21 protein-coding genes and 2 pseudogenes are annotated in these 25,309 nt (G+C 40.2%); 14 read left to right on the plus strand and 9 right to left on the minus strand.

All coding sequences use genetic code 11. The annotated features are described in order from the left end of the window. Window positions 1-16: 16 nt before the first annotated feature. The 6 genes and pseudogenes from U9670_RS03410 to U9670_RS03435 form a co-directional block, all read right to left on the minus strand. Window positions 17-3,175: a type I restriction endonuclease subunit R gene (locus U9670_RS03410; RefSeq protein WP_416381477.1), complete on the minus strand. Its 3,159-nt coding sequence runs from the start codon at window positions 3,173-3,175 to the stop codon at window positions 17-19. A 103-nt stretch (window positions 3,176-3,278) separates the two neighbouring features. Beyond that, complete coding sequence (locus U9670_RS03415; protein ID WP_323841395.1) at window positions 3,279-4,217, minus strand: Abi family protein; 939 nt, start codon at window positions 4,215-4,217, stop codon at window positions 3,279-3,281. 151 nt (window positions 4,218-4,368) lie between these two features. Beyond that, entirely contained in the window at window positions 4,369-5,301 is a 933-nt protein-coding gene (locus U9670_RS03420) for an FRG domain-containing protein (protein ID WP_323841396.1), read from the minus strand. Then, window positions 5,298-5,891 carry a restriction endonuclease subunit S gene (locus U9670_RS03425; protein ID WP_323841593.1) on the minus strand — a complete coding sequence of 198 codons (594 nt, stop codon included), beginning with the start codon at window positions 5,889-5,891 and terminating at the stop codon, window positions 5,298-5,300. Before U9670_RS03425 ends, U9670_RS03420 begins: the two co-directional genes overlap by 4 nt. Then, a pseudogene (locus tag U9670_RS03430) lies at window positions 5,889-7,532 on the minus strand (class I SAM-dependent DNA methyltransferase); the annotation flags it as partial. The pseudogene U9670_RS03430 and the gene U9670_RS03425, both read right to left, overlap by 3 nt. Before the next feature lie 27 nt (window positions 7,533-7,559). Next, window positions 7,560-7,718 carry a hypothetical protein gene (locus U9670_RS03435; RefSeq protein WP_323841397.1) on the minus strand — a complete coding sequence of 53 codons (159 nt, stop codon included), beginning with the start codon at window positions 7,716-7,718 and terminating at the stop codon, window positions 7,560-7,562. Window positions 7,719-7,729: 11 nt separating this feature from the next. Here U9670_RS03435 and U9670_RS03440 point away from each other — a divergent pair, with 11 nt between their 5' ends. After that, complete coding sequence (locus tag U9670_RS03440) at window positions 7,730-8,860, plus strand: NAD(P)H-dependent flavin oxidoreductase (RefSeq protein WP_323841398.1); 1,131 nt, start codon at window positions 7,730-7,732, stop codon at window positions 8,858-8,860. 102 nt (window positions 8,861-8,962) lie between these two features. Here U9670_RS03440 and U9670_RS03445 read toward each other — a convergent pair whose 3' ends face one another. Beyond that, a complete protein-coding gene (locus tag U9670_RS03445; protein WP_323841399.1) occupies window positions 8,963-9,691 on the minus strand; it encodes a methylated-DNA--[protein]-cysteine S-methyltransferase in 729 nt (242 codons plus the stop codon). 31 nt (window positions 9,692-9,722) lie between these two features. Further along, entirely contained in the window at window positions 9,723-10,496 is a 774-nt protein-coding gene (locus tag U9670_RS03450) for an isocitrate lyase/PEP mutase family protein (protein ID WP_323841400.1), read from the minus strand. Between the two features lie 520 nt (window positions 10,497-11,016). Here U9670_RS03450 and U9670_RS03455 point away from each other — a divergent pair. After that, window positions 11,017-12,540 (plus strand): SulP family inorganic anion transporter, encoded by a 1,524-nt coding sequence (locus U9670_RS03455; protein ID WP_323841401.1) that lies wholly within the window; start codon window positions 11,017-11,019, stop codon window positions 12,538-12,540. A 143-nt stretch (window positions 12,541-12,683) separates the two neighbouring features. Continuing rightward, window positions 12,684-13,142 carry an FKBP-type peptidyl-prolyl cis-trans isomerase gene (locus U9670_RS03460; RefSeq protein WP_323841402.1) on the plus strand — a complete coding sequence of 153 codons (459 nt, stop codon included), beginning with the start codon at window positions 12,684-12,686 and terminating at the stop codon, window positions 13,140-13,142. A gap of 255 nt (window positions 13,143-13,397) precedes the next feature. On the opposite strand, the gene U9670_RS03465 is transcribed toward U9670_RS03460, so the two are convergent. Next, window positions 13,398-13,601 carry a YgaP family membrane protein gene (locus tag U9670_RS03465; protein WP_323841403.1) on the minus strand — a complete coding sequence of 68 codons (204 nt, stop codon included), beginning with the start codon at window positions 13,599-13,601 and terminating at the stop codon, window positions 13,398-13,400. A 501-nt stretch (window positions 13,602-14,102) separates the two neighbouring features. Here U9670_RS03465 and U9670_RS03470 point away from each other — a divergent pair. From U9670_RS03470 to aroA, 11 genes and pseudogenes are all read left to right on the plus strand, one after another. Then, complete coding sequence (locus U9670_RS03470) at window positions 14,103-14,333, plus strand: hypothetical protein (protein ID WP_323841404.1); 231 nt, start codon at window positions 14,103-14,105, stop codon at window positions 14,331-14,333. 103 nt (window positions 14,334-14,436) lie between these two features. Next, window positions 14,437-15,372: a signal recognition particle-docking protein FtsY gene (gene ftsY, locus U9670_RS03475; protein ID WP_323841405.1), complete on the plus strand. Its 936-nt coding sequence runs from the start codon at window positions 14,437-14,439 to the stop codon at window positions 15,370-15,372. Window positions 15,373-15,552: 180 nt separating this feature from the next. Next, entirely contained in the window at window positions 15,553-16,059 is a 507-nt protein-coding gene (locus U9670_RS03480) for a methylated-DNA--[protein]-cysteine S-methyltransferase (RefSeq protein ID WP_323841406.1), read from the plus strand. A gap of 169 nt (window positions 16,060-16,228) precedes the next feature. Continuing rightward, window positions 16,229-17,257, plus strand: coding sequence for a quinone-dependent dihydroorotate dehydrogenase (locus tag U9670_RS03485; protein ID WP_323841407.1), 1,029 nt, complete (start codon window positions 16,229-16,231; stop codon window positions 17,255-17,257). A 6-nt stretch (window positions 17,258-17,263) separates the two neighbouring features. Beyond that, on the plus strand, window positions 17,264-17,782 hold the full coding sequence (locus tag U9670_RS03490; protein ID WP_323841408.1) for a CvpA family protein: 519 nt from the start codon (window positions 17,264-17,266) through the stop codon (window positions 17,780-17,782). Between the two features lie 24 nt (window positions 17,783-17,806). Beyond that, on the plus strand, window positions 17,807-19,327 hold the full coding sequence (gene purF, locus U9670_RS03495; protein WP_323841409.1) for an amidophosphoribosyltransferase: 1,521 nt from the start codon (window positions 17,807-17,809) through the stop codon (window positions 19,325-19,327). A 194-nt stretch (window positions 19,328-19,521) separates the two neighbouring features. Then, window positions 19,522-20,877, plus strand: coding sequence for a lytic murein transglycosylase (locus tag U9670_RS03500; protein ID WP_323841410.1), 1,356 nt, complete (start codon window positions 19,522-19,524; stop codon window positions 20,875-20,877). 260 nt (window positions 20,878-21,137) lie between these two features. Beyond that, on the plus strand, window positions 21,138-22,247 hold the full coding sequence (gene pheA, locus U9670_RS03505; RefSeq protein ID WP_323841411.1) for a prephenate dehydratase: 1,110 nt from the start codon (window positions 21,138-21,140) through the stop codon (window positions 22,245-22,247). Continuing rightward, the gene (locus tag U9670_RS03510; RefSeq protein ID WP_323843765.1) at window positions 22,244-23,164 is read left to right on the plus strand and encodes a prephenate dehydrogenase/arogenate dehydrogenase family protein; all 921 of its coding nucleotides are present in this window, start codon (window positions 22,244-22,246) and stop codon (window positions 23,162-23,164) included. Before pheA ends, U9670_RS03510 begins: the two co-directional genes overlap by 4 nt. A 418-nt stretch (window positions 23,165-23,582) precedes the next feature. Continuing rightward, window positions 23,583-23,921: a hypothetical protein gene (locus U9670_RS03515; RefSeq protein WP_323841413.1), complete on the plus strand. Its 339-nt coding sequence runs from the start codon at window positions 23,583-23,585 to the stop codon at window positions 23,919-23,921. A gap of 67 nt (window positions 23,922-23,988) precedes the next feature. Next, window positions 23,989-25,293 (plus strand): annotated as a pseudogene (gene aroA / locus U9670_RS03520) (3-phosphoshikimate 1-carboxyvinyltransferase); the annotation flags it as partial. Between the last annotated feature and the right edge of the window lie 16 nt (window positions 25,294-25,309).

The following is a 25,309-nucleotide window of genomic DNA, read 5'->3' on the forward strand; positions in this document are numbered from 1 at the left end:
TACTACAAATCAAGCATCAAATCGTTTCTTTTGCTACTAAATCCTCTGCAATCTCCTGTGCCTGCTTGAGTACAAATTCAATCGCTTCATTCTGTAAATCAGGCGGATATTTATAGGTGCGTAGGGTAATGCGAATCAGCGTTCGCATTTTGGCACGCACCGAGTCTTTGTATTGCCAATCAATCGTTACCGATTTACGCAGTTTTTCGGTGATTTCTCGTGCCAATTTCAAAAGAGTTGCATCACCCATTTCTCGCACCGCACTTTCGTTGCGAGCCAATGCATCATAAAACGCCATTTCAGCAGGACTTAATCCCAGCTCTTCCCCTCGTTTTTGGCGAGCGTCAAACTCTTTGGCAAGCATGATGAGTTCTTCCAAAATTTCCAACACGGATAAATTGTGGTTGTGGTATTGGTTCATTGCTTCTTTGAGTCGTTGCTCAAACTCTTTTTTAGTGGCAAGATTTGCCCCACTTTGTGTGCGTAATTCGGACGCCAGATAACGCTCCATCGCACCAATCCATAAATCTTTGGTTGGGCTGTTTTTTACCGTTTCCAAAAATTCATCAGAAAGTAGATTGATGTTTGGGCGTTCTTTATGAAGCAGTGTAAACAAATCAACCACGCCGTCAGATTTTACTGCTTGATTCATTAAGGTTGCCAGTTGCAACAAGCGGTCATTTTCGCCTGACGCATTGCGTGGCGTATCACTGTTTTTGATGATGGTGGCACGCACCGCATCATAAAAAGCCAGTTCCTGTTTGTAAGGTTCAACCGCTTTTAATGCCCCGCAAAGGGCATAGCCTTTTTTGGCAAACCGTACCGCTTGCAAAAAAGCATTTTTGCGTGGGGTTTTGTCCTTTTTGTTTTTACTGTCATCAGGATTGGCACGGTCTAGGGCTAAAATATGGTTGGCAGAGGTCAAAATCGCATTCAGCAATTTGGCAGGTTCGCTAATTTGCAAAATTTTTGAAATATCAACCGTTTGTCCATCCACAGGTGTGGCAAATTGCCCCCGAATAATGCTGACATATTCAAGCATTTTTTCCAAAACCGTCTCAATATTGCGTACAGGTTTTTCTTTGCCACAAGCGTTGGTATATTGCTTCATCGCTTTTTCAAGCTCATCGGTCAAGCCCACATAATCCACAATCAAGCCGCCATTGTCCGTGCTTTTGTTACGGAACACCCGATTTACCCGAGCAATCGCCTGCATCAGGTTATGTCCACTCATCGGCTTGTCAATGTACATCGTGTTACAGCAAGGGGCATCAAAACCCGTCAGCCACATATCCCGCACGATGACGATTTTTAACGGGTCGTCTGGGTCTTTAAAGCGTTTTTCTAGCGTTTTTTTATCCTGATTGTGTTTTTGCCATTCGGCAGGGTCGCAGGCTACGCTTGTCATCACGATTTTTATCACTCCTTGCAACACATCGTCAGAATGCCAATCGGGGCGAAGTGCAATGATTTTTTCGTACAATTTCACACAAATGGCACGGCTCATCACCACGACCATCGCCTTGCCGTCTTGCTGTTTGGTACGCTCATCATAATGGGCAATGATGTCTTCCGCCATTTTTTGCAAACGGCTTTCAACACCGTGCAATTTTTCACGCAAACGGAAAGTCGGATTTTGTTCATCGTCATCAAGCAGGGCCCCAGCTTCTTTGACCACCTTATCAAATTCGCTACTTTCGCCCAAGCTGATTTGGCGTGGCTCGTAGATAATAGGCACGGTCGCTCCATCTTTCACCGCATCTTCAAAATCGTAAATAGACACATATTTACCAAACACTTCTTGGGTGTCTTTGTCATCAAGGGCGATTGGCGTGCCTGTAAAACCAATAAAGGACGCATTGGGCAGGGCACTGCGTAAATGCTTGGCGTAACCCTCTCGGTATTGTCCTTTGTCGTTGATTTTTTGGCTAAAACCGTATTGCGAACGGTGGGCTTCATCGGTAATCACAATGATGTTTTGCCGCTCGTTCAAAATGGGGTGGGCAAGCTCATCTTCCATTAAGCCAAATTTTTGAATGGTGGTAAAAATCACGCCCCCAGCCGAACGACTGGCAAGAGCAGAGCGAAGTTCATCTCGTCCGTTGGCCTGAATGGGCATTTGTTTTAGTAAATCTTGCCCACCACAAAAAGTGGCGTAAAGCTGACCGTCCAAATCGTTACGGTCGGTAACCAAAACCAAAGTCGGATTTTTTAAGGCAGCTTGGCTCAACACTTTGCCTGCATAAAACAGCATTGAAAGCGATTTGCCCGAGCCTTGCGTATGCCAAAACACGCCCACTTTGCGGCTGCCTGTGTGACTGCTGGCAAGTAGGGTACATTCCACCGCTTCATTGACGCCATAAAACTGATGATATTGGGCAATTTTCTTGATGGTGCGGTTTTTGTTGTCTCGTTCAAACACCACAAAATTTTGCACATAATCCAAAAGATTTTTGGGCGTCATCAACCCTTGTAACAAGCCTTCTAGCTCATTTTCAAACACAATCCGTTGGCTTTTGTTTTTCTCATCAACCACACGCCAAGGGGTGAAACGCTCAAAATCAGCCGTCAGCGAACCAATGCGAGCCACAATGCCATCTGAAATCACAAGCGCCTGATTAAACACAAACAATTCAGCCAGTTCTTCTTTATAGGTTTGTAGCTGTGCGTACGCTTTGCCAATGTCGGCATTTTCTTTAAGTGGATTTTTTAGCTCAAACACCACAAGGGGCAAACCATTGACAAAGCCAATCACATCAGGAATACGCTTGCCCTTTTTGCCTTGAATGTCAAGCTGATTGACAATGCGAAAATCATTGTGGGCAGGCACCCCAAAATCCACCAAACGCACCACTTCAAACTTTTGCTCGCCCTGTGCTTGATAACGATACGGCACGCCATTTCTTAGCCATTCATAGGATTGGCGGTTACGCTCGGCAAGGTCGCCACTCTCACTACGGCAGACCATCGCCACCACATTTTCCACCTCGGCAGCAGGCAGATTTGGGTTTAATTTTGCAATGGCAGCTGCCAACAAGGGCTTTAAAATCACCTCGCCTGTCCGTTCTCGCCATTCATTTTGGCAGCCCAAAAGAATGGTTTTGCCGTAGGTATAATCCCAGCCCAAAGATTGCATTGTGGCAATGGCGGATTGTTCGATGGTGTTTTCGTTGATGCCTAGCATTTTTTTGCTCCGATAGTCTTGACTATGCAAGTTTGCATTGTTATAATAGCACTTGATACAACCGCACTCCCTGTCATTTGACACAGTGCGGTTTTTATTTGTCCAAATCTTGGCTTGGTTGCCACAAATTCCAATTTTTATAATCATCAATCAGACCAAAAACCTTTAAATTAATTTTTGAGCTGTGATGTTTTGGAAATTCGTCTATTAATGATAAAAATCTTTGTCCCCATTGGGATTTAGGGCATAATACTTTTAATATTTTTTGCATTACACAAAAATAGAAAAATGGTCGGCTGTTATCCAATTTATCCCAAAAATATTCTTTTATTTTTGATGATTTTATGGTGATACGACTGTTCCATAGGCGGTCGTGGTGGGCACAAATATTGCGTATTTCATTTAAACTTTTTAGCCATTTTGCAAATTCTTTGCCATTATTTAAACCGTATTTTTGGGATATTTTATCTCTATCTTTGCGTGTCAAGCCTGAATAAACTTTTGACATTGCCCCAAAATCCCACAAATTACACACCACCCAAATTGGTAAATCGCCATATTTGTTTTGATTGTGCAAAACAAAGGGCGTGCTTTTATTTTTGGCTCTTTGAACCAATTCATCGGTATATTCTAGCCATTTTTGATGATTGTTATTTTTGATGAATTGACCATCAAAATATTGTGAATCTCGATGAGCAAGCGGGTCTTTTTCGCCCAACAAATAAGCAATATCCATTTTTATGGCGGTTTCAATGCGTTCTAGGACATCAAGAGCCAATAAGCGTAACTTTTTATCAAACAGATACAAGGATAAAACATCTTCAAAATGGCTGTTTGGCATAAATGTATCAAGCAATAAATTGTTGTGGCTGTCCCATTGACGAAATGGGTGCAGGTAGCCACTGAATCGATAATAGCCAATACGGCTTAAATAGTTTTCTAGGCGTGCTCGATTGGCAAATAATAAACCTCTTTGTTTTAAAATATCGGCTTGTTCTTCAAAAGTTTTCCACGATTTTATCGGTGTAAGCATAAAAAATTAAATCCTTGTTTTGGGTATTGCTAAATTTGCATGTCTTTTATTTATAACTCAATCTCTTTTGGGTTTAATGTGGCAATGGCGGATTGTTCGATGGTGTTTTCGTTGATGGTGAGCATAAAGGGCTTGTCCGTTTATAATAGAATTAGTATCCACTCATTTTTAACTCAAAAATCATATTTTCCAGCTCAAAATGACATTGTTCGATTAAGCCTTTTTTATCTGGAAATAGAGTAAAACTATCAATATTAATACTATGTAAAAAATTTAAAACATCATTTCTTAAATGACTAGCGATTAATATTTTATTTAGTGGAAATTTATCAATTTCAGAAAACCTACTTATATTTTTTTGGCTTGGCATATTACCTAAAAATGAATATTTTTCAAAATCAAAATTATCCAATAAATTTTGATATTGGTTTATTTGTTTGCTTATGTCTTCCATTGTGTTTTTGTATTCTTTATTAAGATTGATAAAATCACTACTTAGATTTTTGGTAAATAAGCCTTTTTGGGCATTTAGACGACCACCAATATCTAATTTTGGTTCAATATACTGAATACCATGATTAAATGGGAGTGCATGAGCATGGCGATTGATGATAAAAACCGCCCTACGGTTGATTTTTTCGTCCTTACCTTCTTTTTTGGCAAATGCAAAATATAATGCGACAAAAAAAGAATAAGACCAATCCAATAAAGGAGTTTTTAAATCATAATGCTGACCAAAAGCCCATAACTCATCATTATATTTTTCATCTAGTAGTAGATACTGTTCAGAAATTCTCCCACGAAATAATGGTTTGTAATTATTTAATAATTTTGAACATAAGTCATAATAATTACCTGATGTGATGTTTATTTTATTTTTCAAAAAATCTCTTTCTAATGTAGAAGTAAGCTCCCATATGGGATTATATTGTCCACGAAAAATATAGCCATTTTCGTTTAACTGATTATCTTTAACACTAATTTCTGAAATTGGATTTTCTGTAAAATTAATGGCATCGATAAAGCCAATAAACTCTTTAAGCTCTTCCAAAGTATTTATTTCAATTTCAGGTATGAAATTCATAATTCAATATCTCCACTCAGTAATTTAGGTAAAATTTTATTTCTGATATCTGATAAAGTTTGATTACTTCTTTGGTTTGCTCTAATTTTTTCATCAAAACATTTGAGTTTTTCAACAATTTTTATCTGATTTTCCAAATTAGGTAAAGGAATTTTTATTTTATCAAAATCACTAAATTTTATTGATGGCATAGCAGATGATGAGTTGCAAGATACTAGGTATTCATATATTTCTTTTTGTGATAAAAAATAATACAAATATTCTTTATTTAAAACCAAACTGTCTTTTGGGATTATTCTGAATAAATTATTAGCAATATAACCGCTAATACCATTAACAACCTTGCCTATGTGCCCATATCTTATCATAACGACATCATCTTCATTTACCCAATATTTATCCTTGCGTTTAGTAATATATCGGGGTGGCTCACCATAGATATAATCAACAATACGAATAAATCTCTCTGTTTCTTCCGTTTTTTCTAAGAATTGGTCTTTAAATGGCACTTGGACACCTTGAGAAAAGTTAACCAAATCAACCAAATTATATTCTACAAACTCAATATCCAAATCTTGATTGATGTTCAAATTTTCTATATTTTCATTTATGGTCAATTGCAAATCGTTAGCTACTCTAAATTGCTCATTTAATAAAGCGGTGAGATGCGCCATTTTTTCGGCAAAAGGTACGCCGTCATCTTCTTCGGTTACCGCTCCCACATATCGCCCAGCCGTCAGCACAAAGTCATTTTTGGCGATTTCGTCTAGCGTTGCCGAGTAACAAAACGCAGGGATATTTTCGTAGCCTTTTTCTTGTCCTTGTTGCCCCTTTTGCCAGTTGTGGTAGGTGGTGGCGATTTTGGCGATGTCATCAGGAGTAAAATCACGCAGTACTCGGTCTTTCATATAGCCGATTTGGGTGGCGTTGATAAACAGAACTTCGCCTTTACGAGCTTTGGCTTTATTGATAATCCAAATACAAGCAGGGATTTGCGTGTTGGTAAATAGCTGATTGGGTAGGGCAATCATCGCTTCGACTAGGTCGGCTGTTATGATGTTTTTGCGGATTTCGCCTTCGCCTGAGGTTTGGCTACTCATTGAGCCGTTGGCAAGTAGGAGTGCCATTTTGCCTTTTGGCGAAAGGTGGTAAATCATATGCTGCAACCACGCAAAGTTGGCGTTGCCTTGTGGGGGCGTGCCGTATGCCCAGCGTGGGTCACCTGCCAAACTTTCGCTCCACCATTCCTTCATATTAAAAGGGGGATTTGCCATCACAAAATCCATTTTTTTGTCAATGTGCAAAGGATTGATGAGTGTGTCTTCGGGTTTGTCGCCAAAATCAAAGGGAATGCCCCGAATCGCCATATTCATCACGGCAAGTTTTCTGGTGGTGGGGTTGGATTCTTGCCCATACACCGAAATGGCGTTGCGGTTGCCTTGGTGAGCTTGGATAAAGCGGTCGGTTTGCACAAAAAATCCGCCACTGCCCATCGCAGGGTCATACACTCGCCCTGAATAGGGTTCGAGCATTTCCACAATCAGCGTAACGATGGATTTTGGCGTGAAATATTGACCGCCTTTTTTGCCTTCGGCTAGGGCAAATTGCCCCAAGAAATATTCATAAACATGACCCAAAATATCTTTGGCTTGCAAATGCACAGGTTCGCCGTTGTGCATTGGGCGGGTAAAGTCGGTGCGAGAGAAAAGGTCAATCAAGCCACGAAGCATTTCATCAGGCACGCCAAAGCCTGCAATGCGTTGGAGCACGCCTTTTAGTTTGGGGTTTTCTTGTTCGATGGCTTCAAAGGCATCATCAAGCAAAATACTGACATTTTTGAATTTGCCACCCCAAGGCAATTCATCGCCTGCGTTTAGTTTGCTGTTGTCTTTGATGTTTTCCCAGCGTGCTTGTTGTGGTACATAAAAGATATTTTCGGCGGTGTAATAATCCCGCTCTTCAAGTTCATCGTTTAAAATTTGCTGATATTCAGTTTTATCAAACAAGGTTGGGTCAAGATAGGTTTCGCTGTCAGGATTGGTAAGATTGAGGGCGTGTTTTTGGCGAAAGTCGTTGAAACTGTCGGAGATGTATTTTAAAAAAATAAAACCAAGCACGATGTGTTTGTAGTTGGCGGCGTCTAGGTTTTTACGCAGGGTATCGGCGGCTCTCCAAAGGTCTTGGTCAAGTTTGTTTAAAAAGTCTTGGTTGATGGCTTGAGCGTTTGGCATAATAAATATCCTATTTTAATGATGGGATTAGTATACTGCACAAAATAAAAAAGGGCTACCGTTTTCTGTTCGTGGCGTGCCTGCCGAACCACAATGCAGACCTACCTGCAAGCATAGTTTAAGGCGAACGGTTTTGTAGGAAAATTCAAATTTATTGGCTGCAAATGCCATAAGGACAAAAGGCATTTGGTGCGTATTTGGGCGACAATCAAAGCCATTGGCAAGACTATAATAGTGCGACATTATTAGAAGAATATCACACCCCAAATGGGCGGTGTTTTTATTTTCCAAAAACGAAAACCACCTTTTCAAAAACCGCCATTCCCTTACCAATTTTTAAATTTTATAATATCCCCATTCCAATCAAACAGAGCAATATTATGAACCGCATCACCCAAATTTTAAACATCAAACACCCCATTGTCCAAGCCCCAATGTCGTGGCTGACAGACGCACATTTGGTGGCAAGCGTGGCGAACGCAGGTGGACTTGGCTTTTTGGCCCCACACGCAGGGCAGACGACCAACCCAAGCTCCAATCAAGAAGTTTTGGAGCGTATGCGTAACGAAATCCGTAAGGTCAAAGCCTTGACCGACAAGCCCTTTGGCGTGCCGTTTATGCTGTCTTATGATTTGTCGCTCATTCCCTTAATGGTGGATTTGCTGATTGACGAGAGCGTGCCTGTGGTGTTGGACAACGGCTGGCTTGACCCTGCCATTTACGCCAAACTCAAAACTGCGGGCATTAAAATCATCTGCCGTCTGCCCAATCCCAATTTGACCGATGCCCTAAAAGCCCAAAAACTTGGGGCGGATATTTTGGTTTTGACAGGCTTTGACGAAGGCGGAACTTTGCCGATGAAAGAAGTGGGCAGTTTTAGCGTTTTGGCAGAGTTTGTCGGCAAGGTGGATTTGCCTATAATGCTTGCAGGGGGCATTGGCGACAAAAAAGCGGTGCAAGCAAGCATGCTACTAGGAGCAGAAGGCGTGTGGGTTGGCACAGCGTTTATCGCCACAACCGAGTGCCGAAGCCACCAAAAAGTCAAAGAATGGATAGTGAATGCAACCGCTAATGACCTGCTACTATTCCGCACCGAGCCGTATTATTACCGCTCATTGCCAACCACACTTGCCAAAAAATGCTTTGAACTTAGTGAAAATGGGGCAAGTCGTAGCGAGATTGCAGTCGTTATGAACGCAGGCACAGGAATGCGTTTGGGTATGCTAGAAGGCGATTTTGATAATGGCTATGTGTCGGTGGGTACAGGCATATCACAAATTGACAAAATCAAAAGCGTAAAAGAATTGATTGATGAATTGATGGGCTAACCAAATAAACGCTAAACATTAGCCATTATATCCGTTTGATTTTAATGGTTAAGAATTGTTAAGTGTTCAGTATATTTACAAATGTTCAGTTGTAAATATTTTTTAATCTTTTTCCAAATCCAATAAATATTTTTTGCGATAAATTCCACCACCATATCCACCAAGTTTTTTATCTTTTTTTAAAACTCTATGGCAAGGTATAATAATAGAAATTTTATTTTTGCCGTTGGCACTTGCTACAGCTCTTGTTGAATTTGGCATACCTAATAATAATGCTTGTTCTGAGTATGATAGTGTTTCTCCATAATCTATATTGATTAACTCTTTCCAAACATTTTTTTGAAAATCAGTTCCAATTATATCAAGTTTTATATTAAATTTTTTCAATTTTTTATCAAAATACATTTGTATTTCTTTTTTAGTTTTTAAAGAAAACTCACTTTCTTTAAAAACTAAATTTGAATTATAGTGGCAAATTAGTTCATTGATTTCTGTTTCAAGCATTTTTCTATCTATAAATTCAAGCAAACAAAGACCTTTTTCTGAGCATATAGAAACCATTAATCCAATAGGTGTTTCTATAAAAGAATAATATAATAAATTATTTTTGTAATTTTTTGTATTATTTAGAATAAAAAATACTCTTTTTATTCTAATAAAAGCACCTAATGAAATTTTGAAATTATTAAGAAATAATTTCTTGTATTCATTTAGTTCAATTTCTGAATTTAAAGGGTGTTCTAGATATGATTTTGGTGGAAAATCATTATCTGATAACCATTTTAAATAATGGTCTTTTGATTCATTTAGAATAAATAATGTGCTATCCACAGATAGCACATTGTATTGATTGTTTTTCATTCTACTTAAATTTTGTTGTTAAATTGGCGTGTTCATATAAGCACGATGTATTATTGTTGGAAATTATTGCTTTGGTAAGTTTTTCAATTTCTGAAATAATACAATCCGACATAGCGTTTCCATAACTGAATCTTTTTACGCCAATATTTTTGAATTTTTCAATATCTGTAACATTAGGAATAGACATAATGTTTAGTGGAATATCAATAACTGATAAAACTTCTTTGATATCTTCTTCTGTTGATATGCACGGAATAAAAATACCATCAGCACCACTATTCTGATATAATAATGCTCTATCTTTAGTTTCTTCTAATGGGTTTTCAAGATTCAAATAAGTATCTGTTCTGATATTTAAATAAAAATTATCAAAACCATTAGAAATTAATGCATCTTTAATTTCTCTAACCAAAATAGCAAATTTATCTTTATCTTTTAATCCATTATTTGGTATAGAATCTTCCAAATTTACACCCGAGCAACCCATTTTAGCTAAAGTTAAGATGTTTTCTACTATTTCTTTATTGTCTTCAGAGTAGCCAGCTTCTATATCAACAGACAAAGGTATATTAATTACTTTTAGTATTTGAGACACAACATTTTTTAGGTCATCAAATGATATATTTTGACCATCTTTGTACCCCAAAGTATTTGATATACCCCAACTAGTAGTACCTAATGCCTTAAATCCTGCTTGTTCATGAATGATAGCGGATAGGCTATCCCAAACATTGCCAATAATTAGGCATTCATTTTCTTTGATTAAATTTTTCATCAATACACCTTATTGAAATAAAGATAATTGTAGTTAAATTTAATAAAAAATCAAATTTTTACTAAATTTAATATTCCATGGAATCTGTGAATGTTTTGGCATAATTTTTATTTCTACCCATTTCTTCAAAATATATTTTATACCATAAATTGTAAACCCTGTTTCTCTCATAAGGCGTGCAAAGTGTAAAATTAATACTTTCCATAAATAGATTTCCTGCGATACTAGGTTTTCCGTTCGCCCTGAGCTTGTCGAAGGGTGGCGGAAAACCGTTATGGTTCGATAAGTTCACCACGAACGGTTTTCCTTATTTCAAGGTTTCGCAGGAAGTCTAATATCCCTACCAAATATACAACATTGAAAATATATATAACATAAACAAAATAGAAAATCAATAGACTTCATCATCTGCAACGCCCATTTTGTAAAATACCTATAAAATCCACTCACAAAAGCACGCCTGCCACTGCCATTTATGCTAAAATAGCCCATTTTGACCACAAATCTCAACCATATCCCAATGACTTTATTGAACAAAAATTTATTTAGCAAAACTTTATTGTCCGCTTTTTCGCCCACCTATTTTCATCAAAATTGGCTTGCCCACCCCAGAGCCGATATTTTGTCAGGGCTTGCGGTGGCGTTGGCACTAATTCCAGAAGCGATTACCTTTTCTATCATTGCAGGAGTCGCCCCACAAGTTGGCTTGTATGCGTCTTTTTGCATTGCGGTGGTGAGTGCATTTTTTGGCGGTCGCCCTGCGATGATTAGTGCTGCCACAGGGGCAATGGCGTTGGTTTTGGCAAGTTTGGTCAAACATCACGGCATAGAATATATGCTTGCTGCCACGCTTTTGACAGGGCTATTACAAATCCTTGCTGGGGTGTTTAGACTTGGTGGTTTGATGCGGTTCGTGTCGCAAGCGGTGATGATTGGCTTTGTCAATGCGTTGGCGATTTTGATTTTTTTGGCACAATTGCCTGAACTCAATCCCAATTTGGCAGGGGTATCGTGGCAAACTTATGCCTTGACGGCACTTGGCTTGGTGGTGGTGTATGGCTTTGGACGTATTCCCAAAATCGGCAACCTTGTGCCATCGCCTTTGGCAACGGTGGTGTTGATTACCTTGGTGGCGGTATTTTTTGGCTTTGATGTTCGCACGGTGGGCGATATGGGGCAGTTGCCTGACAGTTTGCCTGTGTTTTTGTTGCCTGATGTGCCATTGAATGCACAAACTTTGCAAATTATTTTGCCCTACTCGTTAAGCCTTGCGGCGGTGGGGCTGCTTGAATCGTTATTGACCGCCAATTTGATAGACGACATTACCCATAGCGATAGCGACAAAAACCAAGAATGTCAAGGGCAAGGCATTGCCAATGTGGTCAGTGGTTTGTTTGGCGGTATGGCAGGCTGTGCAATGATTGGTCAGTCTATGATTAATGTCAAATCAGGCGGTCGCACACGGCTTTCTACACTGGTGGCAGGGGTGTTTTTGCTGATTTTGGTGGTGTTTTTGGGCGATTGGATAAAAATTATCCCAATGCCTGCATTGGTTGCCATTATGATAATGGTGGCGATTGGCACTTTTGATTGGCAATCTATCAAACGGCTCAAAACGCACCCTGTCGGTTTTAATGCGGTGATGATTGCCACCGTTGCCATTGTGGTGTATAGCCACAATTTGGCACTGGGCGTGGGGGTTGGCGTGCTGTTGTCGGCACTGTTTTTTGCTGACAAAATCGGGCGGTATTTGCGTGTGCAGTCATCGCCTGCGGGCGAGCTTATGGTATATGATGTGACAGGGCAAGTGTTTTTTGCCAGTGCCAATAGCTTTGTGGCAAGTTTTAGTTTTGACCAAACACTCAAAACGGTCAAAATTGATGTGTCAAACGCCCATTTTTGGGACATTTCGGCGATGAATGCTTTGGATAAAGTGGTGGCAAACTACCAACGCTTGGGGGTTGTTGTGCAAGTGGTGGGCTTAAACAAAGCCAGTCAAACGCTGATAGATAACTTTGGCAACAAAGACCCAGCGGTTTTTTAGTCTTTTGGTTTTTGTGCTACTGTTTATTAGCTTCATTTTTTTGCCCTATTGTTTAAGCAAAAGTCGTTGATTTTTCATACAAAATCCCTACAAAAGCGTTAACTTTTTGTGTTATTCTAGCCCTTTTTAAATTAGGATTTATTATGTTAAAACCCACTTTTAAAACCATTGCTCTTAACACCTTGGCGTTTGGTACGCTTTTGATGACAGCTTGCACCAATACTGGGGTTCACTCCCAAGCTTATTCGCCAGTTGCCAACACCCAACCTAGCCCAACATTTAGCCCAACGACAAAATCGGCGGTGCAAGTACGCACAATCGCCCAAGGCAGTGGGTCATATATCACGCCAAACGATGAGATTGAAATGCGGTTTCGCTCATACTTGCTAGACGGCACACCGCTTGACGGCACGATGAACAATGTGCCTGTTATTCTCCCTGTGTCGCAAATGTTTGGCGGATTACAGCAAGCACTCACGCAAATGCAAGCAGGGGGCAAATACAGCGTGCATATCCCTGCCAATGTAGGATTTAGCGAAGAAGGCAAAGCCCACAAACAAGCGGTGAATTATGAGATTGAGATTTTAAGGGTAAATCCTTAATAAAGGCTTAAATTAATATTAAATTAACATTAGCCATTGGTTGTAAGAACTGTGTCATCATTGCTTTTTTGGGGTTATTTTTAAAATATTTTTTAAAAAAATTTTAAAAAGCCTGAAACAAAAAATCCTTAAATTAAGATGCTTATTTAAGGATTTAATTATTGGTGTCAATTTAGCAGTTATTGACCGATAAAATTTATGAACAACATATCGGTCAATAATGGGTCTAAGTTAATCGCTAGGGCAAATAATTAACTAGTCTGTTTTAATTTCGCAACTTTTGCAAGTGCTAATCCCCAATAGCCGATAGAGTGGACAAAATTTAATCAGCCCTGTAACCAAGGCAATCACGCCCAAATACCCCCACCAGCCAATCACGCCAGTGATTGCAAGCCCAATAAGCACAAGTCCCAGTACGATACGCACCGCACGGTCAATTTGATTGGTATTGGCTTTCATCATATCCCCCTAGATTAAAGTAAATTAAAATGGATTTAGGTCAATTTAGCCCATATCTTATGCCTTGTCAAGTGTTATTTGATGATTTGGTGGCAGTGATTAAATAAAAGCAACATAACAAGACGATTGGGCATATGGTATGGAATACAACAACATAAGACAGTTGGGCGATTAAAAATCAAGTCCATATCGTCCTATATCAAGATAGTTTATACAATTAAACACTCATAAATAATGGGTCAATAAACATTGGACATCTTGCAAAATTACCTAACCCACCAAAAACCAATTTAACCCCAAGAAGAAACCTTGTTAATAACTTTCGGTAGGTTAAATACTTTATACTTTAAATTTGGCAAGGATGTGTTCTATTTTAATTTGTGTCTTAAATAGCAAGGTGTTATAATCTTTTACGGTAAAAAATTGTCTTTATTTGTTTTGGTGTGTTTTTGGTCTAGATGTGAAGTTGTGTTATAATTAAATCCCTAAAAGGCGGTGCGTATGAATGTTGTCAATGATGCTAAAAAAATCATCAAGTTGAACAAGTCAGATGAGTCAAACAAGGGCAGTATGAATGCCAGCCAATTGTCAGGCAAACAAGGCAATGAAAGCTTTGTTTCTTTGTCGGTAGAGCCGATGCTTGTTGATGACAAAGAAGATGCCAGCCATCAAATCATCGAGCAGGGCAATAAAAAATTAGAGGTAGTGGTACCTGTCATGCCTTTGGTATGATTTACTAAAAATAAGTGCAGGGCATGGATTTGCAAAATGTGTTAATCAACAAAATGATAACATTGCAAGTGTGTTAAAATCATCAATAAACTGTGAGTAAAGCATGAGCGATAGTCAGGGCTGGTTCGGCCGTATGAAACAAGGACTTTCTAAGTCTAGTAAAAATTTAACCGAAGGACTGATGAATGTTCTTGTCGGTGGTAAAGAGATTGATGATGAGTTGCTTGAAGAGGTTGAAGATCAGTTGCTTGTGGCGGATATTGGTGTAGATGCGACCAATCGTATCATTGAGAATCTGACCGAGCAGACGGCTCGTGGCGACTTGATTTATTCGCATTCTTTATACAAGGCCTTAAAAAAGGAACTGGTAGAGATTTTGGCGCCAAAAGTACAGCCGTTAAATATTGATACCACTAAAAAGCCGTTTGTCATTTTGATGGTGGGTGTGAACGGTGTTGGCAAAACCACGACAATCGGCAAACTTGCTAAACGACTAAGAAATGAAGGTAAGTCCGTCATGCTTGCTGCGGGCGATACTTTTCGTGCAGCAGCGACGGAGCAATTGCAAATTTGGGGTGAACGCAATGACATTCCTGTGGTGGCACAGGGGCATGGCTCGGATAGTGCATCGGTCATATTTGATGCCATGCAATCGGCCAAAGCACGGGGCATTGATGTGCTAATAGCAGATACAGCAGGGCGTCTGCAGAATAAAACACACTTGATGAATGAGCTTGAAAAAGTTGTGCGTGTCATGAAAAAAGCTGATGAAAATGCACCGCATGAAACGATGATTGTTCTAGATGCTGGCACAGGGCAAAATGCCATCAATCAAGTACAAATATTTTCTGAGGTTGTACCCCTGTCTGGCATCAGTATTACCAAACTTGATGGTACTGCCAAAGGTGGCGTGGTGTTTAATGTTGCTCAAAATACCAATATACCAATTCGCTACATTGGTGTGGGCGAGGGGGTTGATGATTTGCAAGCCTTTGATCCACATGAGTTTGTTGAGGCACTATTTGATGAAGAAAAATAACATAAAAAATACTGCAACGATGTTGCGGTATTTTTTATGTTTTATGATAGACTTTGTTGGCTTTAAAAATTATTTAAAGTGTGGAAAGTAAAGCATGGGTTATCTTTGGCCTAAATATAATTTAAATAAAACTTTATAACAATGATCAGTACGCACTATACACCACCTTTTAATTTACCCATGATCAGCTTAACCATAAAAGATGCTAAATTGATTGCACTTGATTGGCATCATGATAAAACCGCACGATTATTTGTCAAGCTTAATCAACAGGCAATATTTATCAGGCCAGAAGAATTAAGCCCAGATGGTTTAACCTGGGACGATGGTCAAAATAATAATCAAGCCATTGCTATTAAAGTGATGAGTCAGCTTGATGAGTATTTTATTGGTAAGCGTAGGGAGTTTGATATTCCACTTGATTTGTCTTATGGTACTCCGTTTCAGCAGATGGTATGGCACGGCCTGCTTGATATTACTTATGGTCATACTATTAGCTATGCTAAACTTGCTAAAAATATCGGCAAACCTAAGGCTTTTCGTGCCTGTGCAAATGCCAATGGAAAAAATCCCATTAGTATCATTGTGCCATGCCATCGTGTGATTGCGTCCAGTGGTGGACTGGGTGGCTATACAGGTGGTACACACATTAAGACAATTTTATTAGATTTAGAGAGTCAAAGCTGAAAGTCAAACCCAAAAAGTTACCCCAAAAAACAATTTAAAAAAGTGTTTTTTTTAAAGTCAATAATATAACAAAAAATTTATCATTTGGCGGTTAAAAAGATGTCTTGGGCTATTTAACTGTGTTATAATGAAACGATTTTTTTATTGTTTGATTATTGGTGGGGGTTTCATGTCATATGCACTATTTCGTCCGTTCTTATTCAATATGGAGCCAGAGCGTGCACATGAATTTACCCTAAATATGCTTGAAAAGGCACATAAGGCTCACCTGCTGGGTTTTAGTCATGCCAGACAGTCTTTACCGACAACTTGCATGGGCATTCATTTATTTAACCCCGTGGGTCTGGCGGCAGGTCTTGATAAAAATGGCTCGCATATTGATGCACTTAGTGAACTTGGCTTTGGCTTCTTGGAGATTGGCACAGTAACGCCACGCCCACAACTTGGCAATGACAAACCAAGGCTGTTTCGCATTCCGCAAGCAGGTGCGATCATCAATCGCATGGGCTTTAATAATGATGGTGTGGATAATATGATTGCCAATATTGAGCGAGCCAAGTATCAAGGTGTGCTTGGTATCAATATTGGTAAAAATGCCATCACCCCTGTAGAAAATGCACTTGAAGATTATGTATATTGCTTGGAGCGAGTGTATCCATACGCCAGCTATATTACAATTAACATATCAAGCCCAAACACCAAAAATTTACGCAGTTTGCAAAGTGCTGACGCATTGTCAGCATTGCTTGAAGGTATTAAGACTTGTCATACTCGCCTTGCTAATAGTTATGGATTTTATGTGCCTATTGCTCTAAAAATTGCCCCAGATTTGGAAGAATCTCAAATTGATGATATTGCAAATGCTGTGGTTCAGTTTGATATTGATGGCTTGGTTGCTACCAATACGACTTTGTCTCGTGTGGGTGTGGAAGATTATCCTAATGCTGATGAGGCGGGTGGTCTTTCTGGTCGTCCCGTCAGTCATACCAGCACACAAATTTTATCCATGTTTAATGACCGTTTGATGGGCAAGGTGGATTTAATTGGTGTGGGCGGTATTGATGAGGGTGAACTTGCTGTTAAAAAATACAAAGTGGGTGCAAAAGCGGTACAACTTTACTCAGGGCTTGTTTACAAAGGTCCTGCACTCATCACTGACTGCGTGCAGGCCATTGCAGAGCATCAAGAGCGTCTGTAAGCAATCATGAGTGATTTAATAAAACTGATGACATGGATTGACATATCCATCATGATGATGGTAGTCATTAGTATGTGGCGAGGTTTTAGTGCAGGCTTTATTAAGACGGCGGTATCGCTTGTTTCTTGGTTGTTTGCATTTATTGTGGCATCACGCATGACGAAGCTGGTTGCACCCATGTTGGTGGGTATTATTGATGACCCTGTATTGCAAATGGCGACAGCTTTTTTGGCGATAGTATTTGTTGTGATGATGGCAATGCAGCTCATTACGCTGTCTTTATCGGGGCTTTTTAAGGTCTTGAAATTGGGTTTTTTAGACCGCATTTTAGGTGGTATCTTGGGGGCGGTGATTGGTGTTTTAAAAGTCTTAATCATTCTTAGTATCATGTCTCCTTTATTAACTTATCTGCCAAATTGGCAATCATCTATATTGGCACAAAATCTATTGCCATTTGCTCCTGTTGCTATGCAATTATTGCAAGAAGTATTGGGCGAGACTTGGCAACAAATTAACAATCCTTAGCAATCTTAACCCTTGGAGTAAATTATGTGTGGTGTAATTGGCATTGTGGCGCATGAGCCAGTAAATCAGATGTTGTATGATGGCTTAACCATGCTGCAACATCGTGGGCAAGATGCAGCAGGGATTGTTACCTTAAAAGATGACAGACTGTATCTACGCAAAGACAATGGTATGGTGCGTGATGTTTTTTTAAATAAGCATATGGTGCGTTTGGTGGGTAATTTTGGTATTGGTCATGTGCGTTATCCAACTGCAGGCACATCAAGCACTGCAGAAGCTCAACCATTATATGTCAACTCGCCTTATGGGATCGCTTTGGCACATAATGGCAATTTGACAAATGCTGATAAAATTGCCAAAGAGCTTTTTGAAAATGATCATCGCCATCTAAATACTGACTCAGATTCAGAAGTTTTGCTCAATGTCTTTGCTAATGAGCTACAAAAATCTACCAAGACCAATCTAGAACCCAATGACATTTTCCATGCCCTGCAAGCGGTTTATCAACGCTGTGAGGGTGCTTATGGGGTGGTTGCTATTATTGCAGGGCATGGGCTACTTGCTTTTCGTGATCCAAATGGCATTCGCCCACTTGTCTATGGTCAGCGATTGACTGAACATGGCATGGAATATGTGGTTGCATCTGAGTCGGTGGCGGTTCAGGCACTTGGTTTTGAGATTGTGCGTGATATTGCACCAGGTGAGGCGGTTTTTATTGACTTGATGCACAATGTTCATACCAAACAATGTGTTGATGGCGTAAGGCATACTCCATGTATTTTTGAGTATGTCTATTTTGCGCGTCCAGACTCCATCATTGACAACATATCGGTGCATAAAGCTCGCATGCGTATGGGTGAAAAACTTGCTCAAAAAATCATTCGTGAGTGGGGTGAGGATCATGGCATTGATGTGGTGATTCCGATTCCAGATACATCTCGCAACTCGGCATTGGAGCTTGCTACACATTTAAACATCAAGTACCGTGAAGGCTTTAACAAAAATCGTTATATCGGTCGCACATTCATCATGCCAGGTCAGGGGCAACGCAAAAAGAGCGTTCGCCAAAAGTTAAATGCCATTCCGTTGGAATTTAAAAATAAAAATGTGCTACTTGTTGATGATTCTATTGTGCGTGGGACAACTTGCCGTGAGATTGTCCAAATGGCACGAGATGCAGGTGCTAAAAATGTATTTTTTGCATCGGCTGCACCAGAGGTCAAGTTCCCTAATGTCTATGGCATTGATATGCCGTCTCGCAGTGAGTTGATTTCATCAGGTCGTGCGGTTGAAGAGGTTTGCCAAATCATTGGTGCTGATCGCTTAATTTTTCAGGATTTAGATGATTTGATTGAGGCGGTGAATAATACCAAATACAGTAAGGTTGATGAATTTGACTGTTCGGTGTTTGATGGTAGATATGTAACAGGCGGTATTGATGAGGCGTATCTGGACGCATTGCAGGCAAAGCGTAACGACTTGGCTAAAAAGACTGTCGTCATGGTTGATACACCTGTGGATATGACAGGCGTAACAGGTGTTTGATTTTAACAATAACAAGCTGGGGCATTAACTGGTGAAATAAAATGAGTCGTCTGTTGGCGATTCATTTTATCTATTTTATTTGTATTTCTGTTGATTGGTTGGCTGGTAATGGCCGAGTGGCAACCCAAAATTGTTCGACTTTTTGTTGATTTTGCGTTAGAGTATGGGTGTATTTTTTTATTTTGTGGTACTTTATGAATGCTTTTGACCAAAAACCCCCTTTGATTTTATCAGCTTTATGTCTGTCTGTACTGACGGCATGTAGTAGTACAAGTTTCAATGCCTCTACACAAAACCCGCCAATTAAAGTCGTGCACGCAACGACTTTAAACCAAGCACCAGCTCAGACGGTCATGACCCCTGTGCAACCAGCCCATGTTGTTCAAACACAACCATTTATTCATGCTCAACCTGCGAACAAGCCGATGATGCCTTTGGATTATGCTGACTTTGATGACTGGAAGCGGGATTTTATTCATCGTGCCATTGCTCAAGGTCATGACAGTGCTACTGTTTACTCTTTGATGAATAAAGCGGCTTTTAGTCAGCGAATCATTGAACTTGACCGTTCTCAGGCAGAGTTTATAAAGATGCCTTGGGAATATGTCAATTCAGCGGTATCATCAAATCGAGTGGCTCAAGGCCGTGCCAAAATCGCCCAATACCCAGTAACATTTAATAATATTCAGACAAGCTATGGTGTGCCAAAAGAAATTGTTGCAGCGATTTGGGGTATGGAATCATCATTTGGCGTGGCAATGGGTAACATAGATTTGGTTGATGCCTTATCAAGTTTGGCTTATGATGGTCGCCGTCGTGAATTTGCGGAAAATCAGCTTTTTGCAATGCTAAAAATGCTTAATCGTGGCGATGCCAGCCTGACACAATTTAAAGGTTCTTGGGCAGGTGGCATGGGGCATACGCAGTTCATTCCTAGCACTTGGATACAAGAGGGTGTAGATGGCAACCAAGATGGTCAAATCAGTCCTTGGGGCATTGGCGATTCGCTTAATTCTACGGCCAGCTACCTAAAAAATGCAGGTTGGATTACGGGTCTTTCGCCTTATTATGAAATACGCCTGCCAAGCAACTTTGATTATCAGCTCTTAAATACCAAGCAATCTTTTGACACTTGGCAACAGTTGGGTTTGACCTCAACCACAGGTGAATATTTTAGCGGTGATTTATTGGCAGAGCTTTGGCTACCTGCTGGCATTGGCGGACCTGCTTTGTTACTCACACCAAACTTTGATGTCATTCGAGTTTATAATAATTCAACCAGCTATGCACTTGCAGTGTCGTTACTTGCCAAGCATTTAAGTGGTGGTGATGGACTGACAGCAAGCTGGCCAACCCATGAAGAGCCATTGTCTCGAACCCAAGTCCAAATTTTGCAACGCAAGCTGACCGAGCAAGGCTTTGATACAGGTGGCGTAGATGGCATAGCAGGGGTAAATACTCGTCGTGCGTTTGCTCGCTGGCAATCAACAAACGGACAAATTCCTGACGGTTTCATCAGTCAAAATAGTGCCAGTAGATTGATTTGGTAAACTTTTGTTATTAAGCGATAAAAAATAAACCATGTTCATGACATGGTTTATTTTTTTTATGATTTTAAAGGCTTTTTGGGCTGAATTTTTGGTCAAAAACACTCTTAAATTGTGTATTAATAATGTGTACTGATAAGATGATGTGCAACAAGATGAGCGTAAAATTCATCAAAAATATTTATACCAATCCACTTAATAATTATGAAAAATCATGCTATTATTGTGGTCATTTTAAAACAACAAAACCAAAGGGGTAACGCATGACTAATCAAAGTAAGGCACATCTTGACACTTCAAAAATTACCAATTTGCGTGACAAAATTGATGATATTGATGAGCAAATCCAACGCCTAATCAATGAGCGTGCCAGCATTGCCCAAGAGGTTGCTATTGCTAAGAAGAACCATGAAAATCACCCCATATTTTACCGCCCAGAAAGAGAGGCACAGGTATTAAAAGCAGTCATGGCTCGTAATACTGGTCCATTATCTGGTGAGAAAATGGCACGCTTATTTCGTGAAATCATGTCGGTGTGTTTGGAGTTGGAAGCCCCACAAAAAGTTGCTTTTTTGGGTCCGACAGGCACATTTACTCATGCCGCCTCTTTGAAGCATTTTGGCAAGGCGGCGACCACCGTCCCACTTGCAACCATTACCGATGTATTTCGTGAAGTGGAAGCTGGCTCTGCGATGTATGGCGTTGTCCCTGTGGAAAACTCATCAGAGGGTGTGGTCAATCATACGCTAGATGCGTTTTTGGGATCAAGTCTAAAAATCATCGGTGAGGTGGAATTGCCCATTCATCATAATTTTTTGGTGGCAAAACATACCAAAGTAGACAGTCTGAGCCGTATTTATAGCCATCAGCAATCATTGGCACAATGTCGCCATTGGTTGGATGTAAATTTTCCGAATGTAGAGCGAGTGGCGGTATCATCTAATGGCGAAGCCGCAAAACGCTTACAAAATGAATGGCATTCAGCAGCGATAGCAGGCGATGTGGCAGTGGCTGAATATGGTCTACATAAGTTGTATGAAAACATTGAGGACAGCCCCAACAATACCACGCGTTTTCTTATCATTGGTCATGAGTCCGTCGCCCCTAGCGGTCAAGACAAAACTTCTATTGTTGTATCAAGTCCTGACCGTGCAGGGGCTTTGATTGAAATTCTAGAACCGCTTAAAAAGTATGCCGTCTCAATGACCAGCATTGAGACACGCCCCGAGCGTCCTAACAAATGGGCGTATGTATTTTTTATTGATATGGTTGGGCATATTGATGATGAAAATGTTAAAAATGCTGTTGATGACATCAAAAAAATTGCCAAAGATGTGCGAGTGCTTGGGTCATACCCAAAGGCAGTTTTGTGAGCGAATGTATGTTTAACAAAACCGCCTTTGTCGGACTTGGGCTTATCGGTGCAAGCCTTGCCAGTGCAATGCAAAAGCACCAACTGACACGCCAAATCGTGGCGTGCGACGCTCGCCTTGACACTCTAAAAACCGCCACCGACACAGGTTTAATCAGCCACAGCTCGGATAAACTCATTGATATTTTGAGCGATTGCGATTTGGTGGTGATTTGCGTGCCTGTGCAGTCGGTTTTGGGCGTGTTTGAAAGCCTTGCCTATGCCAAACAGCACGGTATTTTGCCCAAAAACGCCATTATTACCGATGTGTGTAGCACCAAAACAAGCGTGATACAGGCGTGCCAAGCGACCGAAAAAGCCTTTGGCGTGTGCCTAAATTTTGTGCCTGCCCACCCGATTGCAGGGGCTGAAAAGTCAGGCATTTTGGCAAAAAATCCCGATTTATTTGTCGCCCACGAAGTGATTATTTGCCAAAACAGTACGACAGAAAACACCGACAAAATCGCCAAACTGTGGCAAAATATCGGAGCGGTTGTCAGCCAAATGACCGCCCAAAAGCACGATGAAATTTTGAGCCTAACCAGCCATTTACCACATTTATTGTCGTATGCCTTGACTTTTCAGCTTGCCAAAGACGATGAAAATTTGAACATTTTTCGCTATGCGGCGGGCGGATTTCGGGATTTTAGCCGTATTTCGGCAAGCTCTCCTATTATGTGGCACGACATTTTTTTGGCAAATAAACAGGCGGTATTACAGGGGCTAGAAAATTATCAGGCGATATTAAATCAATTAAAAACTGATATTGAAAATGATAACTCTGATGAATTATTAAAAACTTTTGAAATTGCCAAAAACGCTCGGGAACATTTTGGGCGGTTGTTGATGGAGAAAGAGAAATTAAAGAATGGTAATTAAAATGAACAATTACCAAGAATTTTACTTTTTAAAAAATTGGCAACGGTTGTTGATTTTATCAATGATTGTTGGTTTTATCAGTATCATACGAGTATTGTTTTTAGGTCAAAATGGTTCTATTATTGTTTTATTGATTGGCGTATTATTGGCAATTTGGTTTGTAATAGCAATGTTTAAAAATAGGAAAATTGTCATCAATGATGATTTTGTCAGTTTTGAAAATCATTTTTTGGGATTTAAACAACAACATTTTGACAAAAATGACATTCAAGTTTTGCAACAAAAACAATTTGGTTTGACAAAAATTGAAATAAAAACCAACCAAAATAGCATTGGTTTATACCCATTTTTTTGGGGTAATAAAAATGGCTATCATTTAATTGGGTTTTTTTGATTTGATGATTAAAAGGAAATCACAATGAATAATCATCTAAATACAGATTTTAAAAAAGAATATGTGCATTTATTTAATTTGCCATATAATTTACCTGCGTTAATTACTTTTTTGATTTGCATTGCCTTTAAAAAAGGATTTATCGCTTTTGATGAAAGTTTATTTTGGATTTCACTTTGTGGAATGATGTTAATCATTCTTTTGATGACTTTTATTTCTGATGATTTGTTGAAAAATTACCTTATCAAAAAGCAATTTTCTCACGAGCAATTAAAAAAAGCGAATAAAGTTGGACGATATGTCTCCAAAATTAGGGCGATTACTTTTTTCACATTTCTTGCAGTTACACTCGGATTTTTTTAAAATTTTATCAATCATATTTTACCCAAATTAGGAAAACCCTATGAAATACAAACTCACCCCCAGCACGACATTTACAGGCATACACGCTGTCGCCCCTGACAAATCCATTTCGCACCGTGCGATTATGTTCGGTAGCTTGGCAAATGGCGTAACAAAAGTTAGCAACTTTTTGCAAGGCGAAGATGCGTTATCCACCTTACAAGCCTTTGCCGATATGGGCGTTAAGATTGAGCGAGACGGTGATAAAGTAACCATTTATGGCGTGGGTATCAATGGGCTGGCTGCCCCAAAAAAACCCCTTGATATGGGTAATTCTGGTACGAGTATGCGACTTTTGGCAGGGATTTTGTCCGCCCAAAACTTTGATAGCACGATGATTGGCGATGAAAGCCTATCAAAACGCCCAATGGAGCGAGTGGCAAAGCCTTTACGGCAAATGGGGGCGGTAATCGCTACAACAGGCGAGCGTGGCACACCGCCCATTCACATGACAGGCGGTCAAAATTTGCACGCTATCCGTTATGATATGCCAATGGCGTCCGCCCAAGTCAAATCCTGCCTGCTACTGGCAGGGCTTTGGGCAAAAGGCGAAACCGTAATTTTTGAGCCTGAAACGACCCGAGACCACACCGAGCTAATGCTGACTGCCTTTGGCTATGATGTCAAAGTAAAAAAATTGGACAATGGCAATGAAATCCGCTTGACAGGCGGTGGACAGCTTACAGCGTGCGACATTGAAGTGCCTGCGGACATTTCGGCGGCGGCGTTTTTTATGGTGGCGGCGGCGATTGCCAAAACTGGCGATGTGGTACTACCCAAAGTCGGTATCAACCCCACTCGCACAGGCGTGATTGATATTTTGCGACTAATGGGGGCGGATATTACGCTGACCAATCAAACGCTTATCGGTGGCGAGCCTGTGGCGGACATTTGTGTCAAATCAAGCAAATTGCACGGCATTGAGATACCGCTACACCTAGTCCCCCTTGCTATTGATGAATTTCCTGTGATTTTTGTGGCGGCCGCTTGTGCGACTGGCAAGACGATTTTGCGTGGTGCAGAAGAGCTAAGAGTTAAAGAATCCGACCGCATACAGGTAATGGCAGACGGTCTTGCCACACTTGGCATTGATTGCACGGTGCTTGATGACGGTATTGAGATTGTTGGGCGTGGTGAAAATGAGTTTGTGTTTGGTGGCGGTGAAATTTTCTCACACCACGACCATCGCATTGCGATGAGTTTTGCGGTGGCAAGTCTTAGAGCGTCTGATAAAATCGTAATAAATGGCGTGGAGACGGTGGCAACCAGTTTTCCTAATTTTGCCGAGCTTGTGCAACAGGCGGGGCTTGGATTGGAAGTGGTTGATGATTAATATTATCAAGGTATTA

This window comes from Moraxella tarda, assembly GCF_035181405.1.
GTDB lineage: Bacteria > Pseudomonadota > Gammaproteobacteria > Pseudomonadales > Moraxellaceae > Moraxella.

Bases quoted from the DNA above. Each gene is read 5' to 3' on its own strand.
- U9670_RS03415 (WP_323841395.1), bottom strand. From the start codon at position 4,217: ATGCTTACACCGATAAAATCGTGGAAAACTTTTGAAGAACAAGCCGAT.
- U9670_RS03420 (WP_323841396.1), bottom strand. From the start codon at position 5,301: ATGAATTTCATACCTGAAATTGAAATAAATACTTTGGAAGAGCTTAAA.
- U9670_RS03435 (WP_323841397.1), bottom strand. From the start codon at position 7,718: ATGCCTTTTGTCCTTATGGCATTTGCAGCCAATAAATTTGAATTTTCC.
- U9670_RS03450 (WP_323841400.1), bottom strand. From the start codon at position 10,496: ATGAAAAATTTAATCAAAGAAAATGAATGCCTAATTATTGGCAATGTT.
- U9670_RS03455 (WP_323841401.1), top strand. From the start codon at position 11,017: ATGACTTTATTGAACAAAAATTTATTTAGCAAAACTTTATTGTCCGCT.
- U9670_RS03460 (WP_323841402.1), top strand. From the start codon at position 12,684: ATGTTAAAACCCACTTTTAAAACCATTGCTCTTAACACCTTGGCGTTT.
- U9670_RS03465 (WP_323841403.1), bottom strand. From the start codon at position 13,601: ATGAAAGCCAATACCAATCAAATTGACCGTGCGGTGCGTATCGTACTG.
- U9670_RS03470 (WP_323841404.1), top strand. From the start codon at position 14,103: ATGAATGTTGTCAATGATGCTAAAAAAATCATCAAGTTGAACAAGTCA.
- ftsY (WP_323841405.1), top strand. From the start codon at position 14,437: ATGAGCGATAGTCAGGGCTGGTTCGGCCGTATGAAACAAGGACTTTCT.
- U9670_RS03480 (WP_323841406.1), top strand. From the start codon at position 15,553: ATGATCAGCTTAACCATAAAAGATGCTAAATTGATTGCACTTGATTGG.
- U9670_RS03485 (WP_323841407.1), top strand. From the start codon at position 16,229: ATGTCATATGCACTATTTCGTCCGTTCTTATTCAATATGGAGCCAGAG.
- U9670_RS03490 (WP_323841408.1), top strand. From the start codon at position 17,264: ATGAGTGATTTAATAAAACTGATGACATGGATTGACATATCCATCATG.
- purF (WP_323841409.1), top strand. From the start codon at position 17,807: ATGTGTGGTGTAATTGGCATTGTGGCGCATGAGCCAGTAAATCAGATG.
- U9670_RS03500 (WP_323841410.1), top strand. From the start codon at position 19,522: ATGAATGCTTTTGACCAAAAACCCCCTTTGATTTTATCAGCTTTATGT.
- pheA (WP_323841411.1), top strand. From the start codon at position 21,138: ATGACTAATCAAAGTAAGGCACATCTTGACACTTCAAAAATTACCAAT.
- U9670_RS03515 (WP_323841413.1), top strand. From the start codon at position 23,583: ATGAATAATCATCTAAATACAGATTTTAAAAAAGAATATGTGCATTTA.